The 13,081-nt window shown below is 57.9% G+C and carries 13 protein-coding genes; 9 read left to right on the forward strand and 4 right to left on the reverse strand.

Features of this window, described 5'->3' with window-relative positions:
* Positions 1-16: 16 nt before the first annotated feature.
* Entirely contained in the window at positions 17-757 is a 741-nt protein-coding gene (hemD, locus tag BJ885_RS22865; protein ID WP_048976898.1) for a uroporphyrinogen-III synthase, read from the reverse strand.
* A complete protein-coding gene (gene hemC / locus BJ885_RS22870) occupies positions 754-1,695 on the reverse strand; it encodes a hydroxymethylbilane synthase (RefSeq protein ID WP_059347446.1) in 942 nt (313 codons plus the stop codon). The genes hemD and hemC overlap by 4 nt, the downstream gene beginning before the upstream one ends.
* 350 nt (positions 1,696-2,045) lie before the next feature.
* On the opposite strand from hemC, the gene cyaA reads away from it, so the two are divergent.
* Entirely contained in the window at positions 2,046-4,589 is a 2,544-nt protein-coding gene (gene cyaA / locus BJ885_RS22880) for a class I adenylate cyclase (protein ID WP_023309629.1), read from the forward strand.
* A gap of 95 nt (positions 4,590-4,684) precedes the next feature.
* Here the strand turns inward: cyaA and cyaY are convergent, their stop codons facing one another.
* Positions 4,685-5,005: an iron donor protein CyaY gene (cyaY, locus tag BJ885_RS22885; protein ID WP_038417775.1), complete on the reverse strand. Its 321-nt coding sequence runs from the start codon at positions 5,003-5,005 to the stop codon at positions 4,685-4,687.
* Between the two features lie 135 nt (positions 5,006-5,140).
* On the opposite strand from cyaY, the gene BJ885_RS22890 reads away from it, so the two are divergent.
* The 8 genes from BJ885_RS22890 (at position 5,141) to corA (ending at position 12,101) form a co-directional block, all read left to right on the forward strand.
* Complete coding sequence (locus BJ885_RS22890; RefSeq protein WP_038417776.1) at positions 5,141-5,344, forward strand: LPS translocon maturation chaperone LptM; 204 nt, start codon at positions 5,141-5,143, stop codon at positions 5,342-5,344.
* A 35-nt stretch (positions 5,345-5,379) separates the two neighbouring features.
* Positions 5,380-6,204 carry a diaminopimelate epimerase gene (dapF, locus tag BJ885_RS22895; protein ID WP_121930895.1) on the forward strand — a complete coding sequence of 275 codons (825 nt, stop codon included), beginning with the start codon at positions 5,380-5,382 and terminating at the stop codon, positions 6,202-6,204.
* The gene (locus tag BJ885_RS22900) at positions 6,201-6,908 is read left to right on the forward strand and encodes a DUF484 domain-containing protein (protein WP_023309626.1); all 708 of its coding nucleotides are present in this window, start codon (positions 6,201-6,203) and stop codon (positions 6,906-6,908) included. Before dapF ends, BJ885_RS22900 begins: the two co-directional genes overlap by 4 nt.
* Complete coding sequence (gene xerC, locus BJ885_RS22905) at positions 6,905-7,807, forward strand: tyrosine recombinase XerC (protein WP_121930894.1); 903 nt, start codon at positions 6,905-6,907, stop codon at positions 7,805-7,807. Before BJ885_RS22900 ends, xerC begins: the two co-directional genes overlap by 4 nt.
* On the forward strand, positions 7,807-8,523 hold the full coding sequence (gene yigB, locus BJ885_RS22910) for a 5-amino-6-(5-phospho-D-ribitylamino)uracil phosphatase YigB (protein WP_121930893.1): 717 nt from the start codon (positions 7,807-7,809) through the stop codon (positions 8,521-8,523). The genes xerC and yigB overlap by 1 nt, the downstream gene beginning before the upstream one ends.
* Before the next feature lie 107 nt (positions 8,524-8,630).
* Positions 8,631-10,793, forward strand: coding sequence for a DNA helicase II (gene uvrD, locus BJ885_RS22915; RefSeq protein WP_033146899.1), 2,163 nt, complete (start codon positions 8,631-8,633; stop codon positions 10,791-10,793).
* Between the two features lie 149 nt (positions 10,794-10,942).
* Positions 10,943-10,999 carry a YsgD/CorL family protein gene (gene ysgD, locus BJ885_RS23380; protein WP_212743980.1) on the forward strand — a complete coding sequence of 19 codons (57 nt, stop codon included), beginning with the start codon at positions 10,943-10,945 and terminating at the stop codon, positions 10,997-10,999.
* A 151-nt stretch (positions 11,000-11,150) separates the two neighbouring features.
* Positions 11,151-12,101: a magnesium/cobalt transporter CorA gene (corA, locus tag BJ885_RS22925; RefSeq protein WP_008501540.1), complete on the forward strand. Its 951-nt coding sequence runs from the start codon at positions 11,151-11,153 to the stop codon at positions 12,099-12,101.
* An 83-nt stretch (positions 12,102-12,184) separates the two neighbouring features.
* Here corA and rarD read toward each other — a convergent pair whose 3' ends face one another.
* Positions 12,185-13,081 carry an EamA family transporter RarD gene (gene rarD / locus BJ885_RS22930; RefSeq protein WP_023309622.1) on the reverse strand — a complete coding sequence of 299 codons (897 nt, stop codon included), beginning with the start codon at positions 13,079-13,081 and terminating at the stop codon, positions 12,185-12,187.

Raw genomic sequence — 13,081 nt, forward strand, 5'->3', positions numbered from 1 at the left:
GCTTCCCATTTGAGAGTTATTGTAATGCGCGCAGCAGCGCATCGTTGTCGGCGTTATCAGCGATCCGAATATCCTGCCAGCCCAGTTCCCGGGCCTGGTTCGCCAGACGCTCACTGACGACTAAAAGCCGACAGCGGAGTAACCAGTTTTCGCGATACCAGAGCGGTATCAGCGACCAAAGCTGTTGTAACATTTCACCGCTGGTGACCACCAGCGTATTAATGCCGCGCGCGTGCCAGCGCATCGCCTCTTCCGCGCCATCGTAGTGTTTTGCACAGCGCTGATAGCACTCAACGAACGTCACGTCTGCACCACGTTCACGCAGCGTTTCGCCCAGCAGCTCGCGACCACCGTTACCGCGCAAAATGAGCGCACGCTTTCCGGCAATAGTTTGTAATTCAGGTAATTGTAGCAAGACTTCGCTGATTTCCCGATCTAACGGGTAACGAACGTCCGCGCTGCTTACGGTATGCAGCGCCAGTGCCGTTGTGCGGCCAATCGCGAAATAGCGGGGGGCGGTTGGCCAGGTCAAACCCTGCTGTTGCAGCTGCGCGTGGGCAAATTCCACGGCATGTTGCGACAGCGCAAACAGCAGGTCGCCTTCCTGAAGGGTATTCATCTGGTCGGCGAGCGCAGAGAGCTCCCGACCGGGGGAGAATTCAATGAGCGGAAAACTCCAGGCCACCTGCCCCAGTGCGCGCAGACGGCTCACTAACTGCTCTCCTGCGGGAGAAGGGCGGGTGACGAGAATACTCATGCAGGGGGCTCTCCATTATAAACGTCAGCCAGAATCTCGCGGGCGCCGTTATCCAGCAGCTCTTCAGCCAGCGACACGCCAAGCTGCTCGGCATCTTGCGCCTTGCCGCGACGTTCGCCGCGTACCATCTGCGAACCGTCCGGAGCGCCCACCAGCGCGCGCAGCCACAGTTCACCTTCTGTTAATTCAGCATAGCTGCCAATCGGTACCTGGCATCCCCCTTCGAGGCGGGTATTCATCGCACGCTCGGCTTTTACGCGGATAGCGGTCTCGTCATGGTTCAGCGGCGCGAGCAGTTCGCGGGTACGCGCATCGTCCAGACGGCACTCGATGCCGACGGCACCCTGGCCCACGGCCGGGAGCGACAGCTCTGGCGGCAACGCCACGCGAATGCGCGACTCCAGCCCCAGACGCTTAAGGCCGGCAACGGCGAGGATAATGGCATCGTAATCGCCGTTATCCAGCTTGCCCAGGCGCGTGCCGACGTTACCGCGCAGCGAGCGAATGATCAGGTCAGGACGGCGCTCTGCCAGCTGACACTGACGGCGTAAACTGGACGTGCCAACTACGCTACCCTTCGGCAGCGCGTCGAGCGAGTCATAGTGGTTAGAGACAAACGCATCGCGCGGATCTTCGCGCTCGCAGATGGTCACCAGCCCCAGCCCTTCCGGGAACTCGACGGGCACGTCTTTCATTGAATGTACGGCGATATCGGCGCGGTTCTCAAGCAATGCCAGTTCCAGCTCTTTGACAAACAGGCCTTTGCCGCCCACTTTCGCCAGGGGCGTATCGAGGATCACGTCACCGCGCGTGACCATCGGCACCAGCTCGACGCGCAATCCACTGTGGCAGGCTTCAAGGCGCTGCTTCACATAATGTGCCTGCCAGAGCGCGAGAGGGCTTTGGCGTGTGGCAATTCTCAAAACATTGTCTAACATGCTTGTTACCGTCATTATCAATCGCTAACCATCCTAACATTGTTGACTCTGGGATGGCAGTTTTACGGTTGATGAAGCGTGAGAGGGACAAGGCGGCGTATTCGTCAGCCATAGCCGTATTCAGGAATTTACACGTACAGAACGGTGCTACACTTGTATGTAGCGCATCTTTCTTTACGGTCAACCGGCAAGGTGTTAAATTGATCACGTTTTAGACCATTTTTTCGTCGCTACCACTAAAAATGATAAGGGCGAAAAAGGGTAACGGTTATCTTTTTGAAATACTGCGGGTCCGCTGTTATTCGTATTTTGAATAGCTTGCGACACCCGGAAACATCAGGCGATACGTCTTGTACCTCTATATTGAGACTCTGAAACAGAGACTGGATGCCATTAATCAACTGCGTGTGGATCGCGCGCTTGCTGCCATGGGCCCTGCTTTCCAGCAGGTATACAGTCTGCTGCCGACATTATTGCACTATCACCATCCGCTGATGCCTGGCTACCTTGACGGTAACGTTCCCCAGGGCATTTGCCTTTTCACGCCTGATGAAACCCAACAGCATTACCTCAACGAACTGGAACTCTACCGCGGCATGCCGCCACAAGAGTCTCCAAAAGGTGAACTGCCGATTACCGGCGTTTACTCTATGGGGAGCACCTCATCGGTAGGGCAAAGCTGTTCTTCGGACCTGGACATTTGGGTCTGCCATCAGTCATGGCTCGATAACGACGAGCGTCAGCTGCTGCAGCGCAAGTGCAGCCTGCTGGAGAGCTGGGCTGCCTCGCTCGGCGTGGAAGTAAGCTTCTTCCTGATTGATGAAAACCGTTTCCGCCATAACGAAAGCGGCAGTCTGGGTGGTGAGGACTGCGGCTCGACTCAGCACATCTTACTGCTGGATGAATTTTACCGTACTGCCGTGCGTCTAGCCGGGAAGCGTATTCTGTGGAATATGGTCCCTTGCGAAGAAGAAGAGCATTACGATGACTACGTCATGTCGCTTTATGCGCAGGGCGTACTGACGCCAAACGAATGGCTGGACCTCGGCGGTCTGAGCTCTCTGTCAGCCGAAGAATACTTTGGCGCAAGCCTCTGGCAGCTCTATAAAAGTATCGACTCGCCGTACAAAGCGGTGCTGAAAACGCTGCTGCTGGAAGCCTATTCCTGGGAATACCCTACGCCGCGCCTGCTGGCGAAAGATATCAAGCAGCGTTTGCACGACGGGGAGATCGTCTCCTTCGGGCTGGACGCCTACTGCATGATGCTGGAGCGCGTGACCGAATACCTGAAAGCCATTGATGACACCACGCGTCTTGACCTGGTGCGCCGATGTTTCTATCTCAAAGTCTGTGAGAAATTGAGCCGCGAGCGCGCCTGCGTGGGCTGGCGTCGTGAAGTGGTCAGTCAGTTAGTGAAAGAGTGGGGATGGGACGAAGCGCGTCTGTCCATGCTCGACAACCGGGCCAACTGGAAAATCGATCAGGTGCGTGAAGCGCACAACGAACTGCTCGATGCGATGATGCAAAGCTATCGTAACCTGATCCGCTTTGCGCGCCGTAACAACCTCAGCGTTTCCGCCAGCCCGCAGGACATCGGGGTATTAACCCGTAAGCTGTACGCCGCGTTTGAAGCGCTGCCAGGTAAAGTCACCCTGGTTAACCCGCAGATTTCGCCAGACCTGTCAGAACCGAATCTGACCTTTATCTATGTGCCGCCGGGCCGCGCAAACCGCACCGGGTGGTATCTGTATAACCGTGCGCCAAGCATGGACTCAATCATCAGCCATCAGCCGCTGGAGTATAACCGCTACCTGAACAAGCTGGTGGCCTGGGCCTGGTTTAACGGCCTGCTGACCTCGCGCACGCGCCTGTTTATCAAAGGCAACGAGGTGGTTGATCTCGCTAAGCTGCAGGAGATGGTCGCGGATGTGTCGCACCACTTCCCGCTGCGCCTGCCTGCTCCAACGCCGAAAGCGCTCTACAGCCCGTGCGAAATTCGCCATCTGGCGATTATCGTCAACCTGGAATACGACCCGACGGCGGCCTTCCGCAATCAGGTGGTTCATTTTGACTTCCGCAAGCTGGACGTCTTCAGCTTTGGCGAGCAGCAAAACTGCCTGGTGGGCAGCGTGGATCTGCTGTACCGCAACTCGTGGAACGAAGTGCGTACCCTGCATTTCAACGGCGAGCAGGCGATGATCGAAGCGCTGAAAACCATTCTCGGCAAGATGCACCAGGATGCCGCACCGCCGGACAGCGTTGAGGTGTTCTGCTACAGCCAGCACCTGCGCGGTTTAATTCGTACCCGCGTGCAGCAGCTGGTTTCCGAGTGTATCGAACTGCGTCTCTCCAGTACTCGCCAGGAAACCGGGCGCTTTAAAGCGCTGCGCGTCTCCGGCCAGACCTGGGGCCTGTTCTTCGAACGTCTGAACGTGTCGGTACAGAAGCTGGAAAACGCCATCGAGTTCTACGGCGCGATTTCACACAACAAGCTGCATGGCCTGTCGGTGCAGGTGGAAACCAACCACGTTAAGCTGCCGCAGGTGGTGGATGGATTCGCCAGCGAAGGGATTATTCAGTTCTTCTTTGAAGAGTCGGGCGACGATGCCGGGTTCAACATCTACATTCTGGATGAAACCAACCGCGCCGAGGTGTATCACCACTGTGAAGGCAGTAAAGAGGAGCTGGTGCGCGACGTCAGCCGCTTCTACTCCTCTTCGCACGACCGTTTCACCTACGGCTCAAGCTTTATCAACTTTAACCTGCCGCAGTTCTACCAGATTGTGAACGTCGACGGTCGTACGCAGGTGATCCCGTTCCGTACCCAGGCCGTAACGCCTGCCGCGCCTGCCAATCAGGACACCGCGCCGCTGTTGCAGCAGTATTTCTCCTGAGCCTTTTCGCTCGCCCGGTGGCGGCTACGCCTTACCGGGCCTACAACAACTCGAACCCGTAGGCCGGGTAAGCGCAGCGCCACCCGGCACCAAAACTATCTGAAACGCACAGCCTCACCCGCCTGCGCGGTCGCCGCCTGTTCCAGCAGATCCCAGAAAAGTACGCCGCTGCGGTCGCAAACCCATTCCCCGTCTTTCAGATCGAAATGATAGCCGCCCTGTTTCGCGGCCAGCCACACCTGGTGAAGCGGCTCCTGGCGGTTAATAATAATTTTGCTGCCATTTTCGAAGCTCAGGGTCAGAATGCCGCCGTTGATTTCACAATCGATATCGCTGTCGCCGTCCCAGTCGTCAAGACGCTCTTCGATGGTCATCCACAGGTTGTCGGCAAGGCGATGGAATTCACTGTCGTTCATGGTTTTGTTCCTGTTTTTCGTGATGCCGGCAGTATAACCCTAAATAATTCCCGTTGCAGGAAAGCGGCAAACTCTTGCTTTTGTGTCTTCTCCTGCGATGATAGAAACAGATTTGAACTTACGAGCAACTTTATAATGAAAAACGTCTTCCGAACGCTTGCCGTTCTCATCACGCTGTTTAGCCTGACTGGTTGTGGACTGAAAGGACCGCTGTACTTCCCGCCAGAGGATAAAACCGCGCCGCCGCCGACGAAACCCGTGCAAAGCGGCATTGAGTCTACCACGCCAAATACTAACGACCGTGGCGACAACGGTGGCCCGACTCAGGTTAATCTCTGACGACAACGTTCTGTACCCGCGCAATGGAGCAAATGATGCAGTTCTCTAAAATGCATGGCCTTGGCAACGATTTTATGGTCGTCGACGCGGTAACGCAGAATGTGTTTTTCTCCCCGGAACTGATCCGTCGCCTGGCGGATCGGCATCTGGGCGTGGGGTTCGATCAGCTGCTGGTGGTCGAGCCACCGTACGATCCCGACCTCGATTTTCACTACCGTATTTTTAACGCGGACGGCAGCGAAGTTAACCAGTGCGGCAACGGCGCGCGCTGTTTTGCCCGCTTTGTCCGCCTGAAAGGGCTGACCAACAAGCGTGATATTCGCGTCAGCACGGCCAATGGCCGCATGGTGCTCAGCGTCACCGATGATGAGCTGGTGCGCGTGAATATGGGCGAGCCTAACTTCGAGCCCTCCCTCGTGCCGTTTCGCGCAAACAAAGCGGAAAAGACCTATATTATGCGTGCGGCCGAGCAGACAGTATTGTGCGGCGTCGTCTCAATGGGTAACCCACACTGCGTGATTCAGGTTGATGATGTGGAAACCGCCGCGGTCGAAACGCTCGGCCCGGTGCTGGAAAGCCATGAACGTTTCCCGGAGCGCGCGAACATCGGCTTTATGCAGGTGGTGAAGCGCGAGCACATTCGCCTGCGGGTTTACGAGCGCGGCGCGGGCGAGACTCAGGCCTGCGGAAGCGGCGCCTGTGCTGCGGTGGCCGTGGGCATCTCTCAGGGGTTACTGGCAGAAGAGGTTCGCGTGGAGTTACCGGGCGGTCGGCTTGATATCGCCTGGAAAGGACCGGGTCATCCACTTTATATGACTGGCCCGGCGGCACATGTCTATGACGGGTTTATCCATCTATGAAACAACCAGGGGAAGAACTGCAGGAAACAGTGACGGAACTGGACGACAGAGCTGTTGTTGATTATCTGCTGCGCAATCCTGAGTTTTTTATTCGCAATGCACGCGTCGTCGAAGAGATGCGCGTGCCGCATCCGGTTCGCGGGACCGTGTCGCTGGTCGAATGGCACATGGCGCGCTCGCGCAACCACATCAATCAGTTAGAAGAGAACATGACGCTGCTGATGGAGCAGGCCAGCACCAACGAAAGCCTGTTCTATCGTCTGCTGCATCTGCAGGCGCGTCTGGCGTCGGCGCACAGCCTTGACGAGTTCCTCAGCCGCTTCCACCGCTGGGCTCGCGAGCTGGGGCTGGCGGGCGCAACGATTCGTCTTTTCCCTGACCGCTGGCGCATTGGCGCACCGTCGGGGTTCACCCATCTGGCGCTCAGCCGTCAGGCGTTTGAACCGCTGCGCATTCAGCGTCTGGGCCATGAGCACCACTATCTGGGGCCGCTGAACGGGCCTGAACTGCTGGTGGTGTTACCGGAAGCCAAAGCGATTGGCTCGGTGGCGATGTCGCTGATGGGGCGCGATGGCGATCTGGGTGTCATGTTATTTACCAGCCGCGATGCGCATCACTATGAGCAGGGGCAAGCCACGCACCTGCTGCAGGAGATCGCCCTGATGCTGCCCGAGCTGCTGGAGCGCTGGATTGAGCGCGTATGACGGACGGACTGCTCGCCACTGACGTCTCGCGCTTTCTGCGCTATCTGGGCGTGGAGCGTCAGCTTAGCCCCATTACCCTGCTCAACTACCAGCGTCAGCTTGATGCCATCATGCAGATTGCCGACGAAATCGGCCTGAAAAGCTGGCAACAATGTGACGCTGCGACGGTACGCGGGTTCGTCGTGCGTAGCCGTAAAAAAAATCTCAGCCCGGCAAGCCTGGCGCTCAGGCTCTCAGCGCTGCGCAGTTTCTTCGACTGGCTGGTCAGCCAGGGGGCCTTAAAAGCCAACCCGGCAAAGGGGATCGCCACGCCGAAAGCGCCGCGCCATCTGCCTAAAAATATCGACGTTGACGACGTAAATCGCCTGCTGGATATCGACCTTAACGATCCGCTCGCCGTGCGCGACCGCGCGATGCTGGAGGTGATGTACGGTGCCGGGCTGCGTCTGTCCGAGCTGGTTAATCTTGATATCAAACACCTCGATCTGGAGTCCGGTGAAGTGTGGGTGATGGGCAAGGGCAGCAAAGAGCGCCGCCTGCCGATTGGCCGCAATGCGGTTTCCTGGATTGAGCACTGGCTTGACCTGCGCGGGCTGTTTGGCAGCGAAGAGGATGCGCTGTTCCTGTCGAAACTCGGCAAACGGATCTCGTCGCGTAACGTCCAGAAGCGCTTTGCGGAGTGGGGCATTAAGCAGGGGCTGAACAGCCACGTTCATCCGCACAAGCTGCGCCACTCCTTTGCGACACACATGCTTGAGTCGAGCGGCGATCTGCGCGGCGTGCAGGAACTGCTTGGCCACGCAAATCTGTCGACCACTCAAATCTATACCCACTTAGACTTCCAACACCTTGCCTCGGTGTATGACGCGGCGCATCCACGCGCCAAACGGGGGAAATAATGCGTTTTTACCGCCCACTTGGTCAGATCTCAGCCCTGACGTTTGACCTTGATGACACCCTTTACGACAACCGCGAGGTGATCCTGCGTACCGAGCAGGAGTCGCTGGCGTTTGTGCAGAACTACCATCCTGCGCTGAAAGCGATGCAGAACAAGGACTTTCAGAAGCTCCGTCAGTCCCTGCGGGAGACCGAGCCGGACATTTACCACGACGTGACCGAATGGCGTCGTCGTGCGGTTGAGCAGGCGATGCTTAATGCCGGCCTGAGCGCGCAGGATGCGGCCATCGGTGCCGAAGCGGCCATGGAAAACTTTGCCAAATGGCGCAGCCGTATCGACGTGCCTCAGGAGACTCACGACACGCTGGCGAAGCTTGCCGAAAAGTGGCCGCTGGTGGCCATCACCAACGGCAATGCACAGCCCGAGCTGTTTGGCCTTAGCGATTACTTTGAATTTGTGCTGCGCGCAGGCCCGCACGGGCGTGCGAAGCCGTTCAGCGATATGTACCATCTGGCGGCGGATAAGCTTAACCTGCCGCTGGGTAACATTCTGCACGTGGGGGATGACCTGACCACGGACGTGGCCGGTGCTATCCGCTGCGGGATGCAGGCCTGCTGGATCAAGCCGGAAAATGCGGAGCTGATGACCGCAACCGACAGCCGTCTTCTGCCGCACGTGGAAATTTCACGGTTGGCATCCCTCACGACGCTGATATAATCACCAGTAATATTGTATAAATTACCAGGGGTTTGCAGTTGTAGGCCCGGTAAGCGAAGCGCCACCGGGCGCTTTGCTGTGTTCCTGAATACTATGTGACGGTGCCAATGGACGTTTCTTACCTGCTCGACAGCCTTAATGACAAACAGCGTGACGCGGTTGCCGCCTCGCGCACCAACATGCTGGTGCTGGCTGGGGCGGGCAGTGGTAAGACGCGCGTGCTGGTTCACCGTATCGCCTGGCTGCAGAGCGTGGAGAACTGCTCCCCGTACTCCATCATGGCGGTGACGTTTACCAACAAGGCGGCAGCAGAGATGCGCCACCGTATCGCCCAGCTGATGGGCACCAGCCAGGGCGGCATGTGGGTTGGCACCTTCCACGGTCTGGCGCACCGCCTGCTACGCGCGCACCATATGGACGCTAACCTGCCGCAGGATTTCCAGATCCTCGACAGCGAAGACCAGCTCCGCTTGCTGAAGCGCCTGATCAAGGCGATGAACCTCGACGAGAAGCAGTGGCCGCCGCGTCAGGCGATGTGGTACATCAACGGCCAGAAAGACGAGGGGCTGCGCCCGCACCACATTCAGAGCTTCGGCAACCCGGTCGAGCAGACCTGGCAGAACGTCTACAAGGCCTATCAGGAAGCGTGCGATCGCGCCGGCCTGGTGGATTTTGCCGAGCTGCTGCTGCGCGCCCACGAGCTGTGGCTCAACAAGCCGCACATCCTGCAGCACTACCGTGAACGCTTCACCAATATTCTGGTGGACGAGTTCCAGGATACCAATAACATCCAGTACGCATGGATCCGCCTGCTGGCCGGTGATACCGGCAAGGTGATGATCGTGGGCGATGATGACCAGTCGATCTACGGCTGGCGCGGGGCGCAGGTGGAGAATATCCAGCGCTTCCTCAACGATTTCCCCGGCGCGGAAACCATCCGTCTGGAGCAGAACTACCGCTCAACCAGCAACATCCTGAGCGCGGCCAACGCCCTCATTGAGAACAACAACGGGCGTCTGGGTAAAAAGCTTTGGACCGACGGCGTCGACGGCGAACCGATTTCGATTTACTGCGCCTTCAACGAGCTCGACGAAGCCCGCTTCGTGGTGAACCGCATAAAAACCTGGCAGGACAACGGCGGCGCGCTGGAGCAGTGCGCCATTCTCTACCGCAGCAACGCCCAGTCGCGCGTGCTGGAAGAGGCGCTGCTGCAGGTGAGCATGCCGTACCGCATTTATGGCGGCATGCGCTTCTTCGAACGCCAGGAAATCAAAGATGCGTTGTCGTATCTGCGCCTCATTGCGAACCGTAACGACGACGCGGCGTTTGAGCGCGTGGTGAACACGCCGACCCGCGGGATTGGCGACCGCACGCTGGACGTCGTGCGTCAGGCCTCGCGCGATCGCCAGCTGACGCTGTGGCAGGCGTGCCGCGAGCTGCTGCAGGAAAAAGCCCTCGCCGGACGTGCCGCCAGCGCATTACAGCGCTTCCTCGAGCTGATTGACGCCCTGGCGCAGGAAACGGCCGATATGCCGCTGCACGTGCAGACCGACCGGGTGATTAAAGACTCCGGCCTGCGCACCATGTACGAGCAGGAGAAAGGCGAGAAGGGCCAGACCCGTATTGAGAACTTAGAGGAACTGGTCACGGCAACGCGCCAGTTCAGCTACAACGAAGAAGACGAAGACCTGATGCCGCTGCAGGCGTTTCTGTCCCACGCTGCGCTGGAAGCGGGAGAAGGGCAGGCGGACACCTGGCAGGATGCGGTTCAGCTGATGACCCTGCACTCCGCCAAAGGCCTGGAGTTCCCGCAGGTGTTTATCGTCGGGATGGAAGAGGGGATGTTCCCGAGCCAGATGTCGCTGGATGAAGGCGGCCGTCTGGAAGAGGAACGTCGTCTGGCCTACGTGGGCGTGACGCGCGCGATGCAAAAGCTGACGCTAACCTACGCCGAAACACGCCGTCTGTACGGTAAAGAGGTTTATCACCGTCCGTCGCGCTTTATCGGCGAACTGCCGGAGGAGTGCGTGGAAGAGGTGCGTCTGCGGGCGAGCATCAGCCGTCCGGTCAGCCATCAGCGCATGGGCTCGCCGATTGCGGAAACCGACACCGGCTACAAGCTGGGCCAGCGCGTGCGCCATTCGAAGTTTGGCGAAGGCACCATTGTGAATCTGGAAGGCAGCGGCGAGCACAGCCGCCTGCAGGTAGCGTTCCAGGGGCAGGGTATCAAATGGCTGGTGGCGGCCTATGCGAAGCTGGAAACAGTCTAACATTCAGAAAAATATCATTATTTTGTAATAATCTGCTAGCCTTATACAGTGAAGGTCAATTAATGCCCTTCAGCGTTCCGTTGCGTGTTGACGCCACAGTTATAGCTGGCGTAACATGCGCGCACGATTACGCTAAGAGGACATTCGCCTTGGACACACCCAGTAGATACTGGCTCAATTCCCTGTCATCCAGGAACAACTCCTAAGGCTATCTCCTCTTGCTGATGGCCTTAGTGGTTGTCAGCGACCTGCATTATTCCCGTCGCGCTGAGTCAGGCTGTTTAATGGTCTGAAACCCAATTTGTTTCTGTGTGCCCACCGAACTGTCCGATATTTTTTGCATTGGGAGTCCCGGTCATGTTGAGCGCATTTCAACTCGAAAATAACCGACTGACTCGGCTTGAAGCCGAAGAGTCACAGCCCCTCATTGATGCCGTATGGGTGGATCTGGTCGAGCCGGACGACGATGAACGCCTTCGCGTACAATCTGAACTGGGGCAAAGCCTGGCAACTCGCCCGGAACTGGAAGACATCGAAGCATCCGCGCGTTTTTTTGAAGACGAAGACGGTCTGCACATTCACTCCTTCTTCTTCTTTGAAGATGCGGAAGACCACGCGGGTAACTCCACCGTGGCGTTTACCATTCGCGACGGCCGTCTGTTTACCCTGCGCGAGCGCGAGCTGCCGGCATTTCGTCTCTACCGCATGCGCGCCCGCAGCCAGGCAATGGTGGACGGCAACGCGTACGAGCTGCTGCTCGATCTGTTCGAGACCAAAATTGAACAGCTGGCGGACGAAATCGAAAACATCTACAGCGATCTGGAAAAGCTGAGCCGCGTGATCATGGAAGGCCATCAGGGCGATGAGTACGACGAAGCGCTCTCCACGCTGGCGGAGCTGGAAGATATCGGCTGGAAGGTGCGCTTGTGTCTGATGGATACCCAGCGCGCGCTGAACTTCCTGGTGCGCAAGGCGCGTCTGCCGGGCGGTCAGCTGGAGCAGGCGCGGGAGATTTTACGAGATATCGAATCCCTGCTGCCGCACAACGAATCTCTGTTCCAGAAGGTGAACTTCCTGATGCAGGCGGCGATGGGCTTTATCAACATCGAGCAGAACCGCATCATCAAGATCTTCTCGGTAGTGTCCGTGGTGTTCCTGCCGCCGACGCTGGTGGCGTCCAGCTACGGGATGAACTTTGAGTTTATGCCGGAGCTGAAGTGGAGCTTTGGCTACCCGGGGGCGATTATCTTTATGATCCTCGCGGGGCTGGCGCCGTATCTGTACTTTAAGCGCCGGAACTGGCTGTAAAAATCTGGCGGGTGGCGCTGCGCTTACCCGCCCTACGATCGAATTCCCTCTCCCTGTGGGAGAGGGTTAGGGTGAAGGCAACATCACAGCCCTTTGCGCACCCTGCGCTGGGTATAAATCGCATCGGCGACGAAAATCGCCAGCGCCACCCAGATAAAGGCGAACGTCACCATCTTATCCGCCCCCGGCACTTCGCCGTAAAACACCACCGCCAGCAGGAACATCAGCGTCGGGCCAATGTACTGGAAGAAGCCCAGCGTGGAGAGACGCAGACGCGTCGCGGCACCGGTGAAGCACAGCAGTGGAATGGTGGTCACCACGCCCGCCGCCATCAGCATCAGGTTCAGCGACCACGGGTTGCTGCCCATATGGCTGGTGGCGCTGTCGGCGATGCCGAAGAGATAAATCGCCGCCACGGGCAGCAGCCACAGGGTTTCAAACAGCATCCCCGTCTGCGCTTCCACCGCAATCTTCTTACGCACCAGGCCGTAGAACGCAAAGCTGAACGCCAGGCCGAGGGCAATAATCGGCAGCGAGCCGAAGGTCCAGAGCTGCACCAGTACGCCGCAGAAGGCCAGAATCACCGCCACCCACTGCATCCGGCGGAAGCGCTCACCGAGGAAAATCATCCCCAGCACGATGTTCACCAGCGGGTTAATGAAGTACCCCAGGCTCGCTTCGAGCATGTGATGGTTATTCACCGCCCAGATAAACAGCAGCCAGTTGCCGCCAATCAGCACCGCTGAAAGCGCCAGCAGGAAAATCTTTTTCGGGGTTTGCAGCAGCGTTTTGACGCCCGACCACTGACGGCTGAGGCTCATCAGCGCAATCATAAAGAAGAATGACCAGATAACGCGGTGAGTCAGGATCTCATCGGCCGGAACGTAGGCGATAAGCTTGAAATACGCCGGGGCGATACCCCAAATAAAATAAGCGGCAAGGGCGAGTAAAACGCCCTGCCGCGTCTGTTTAGCATCCAT

Source organism: Enterobacter sp. WP_7_1 (genome assembly GCF_003688535.1).
Taxonomy (GTDB): Bacteria; Pseudomonadota; Gammaproteobacteria; order Enterobacterales; family Enterobacteriaceae; genus Enterobacter; species Enterobacter asburiae.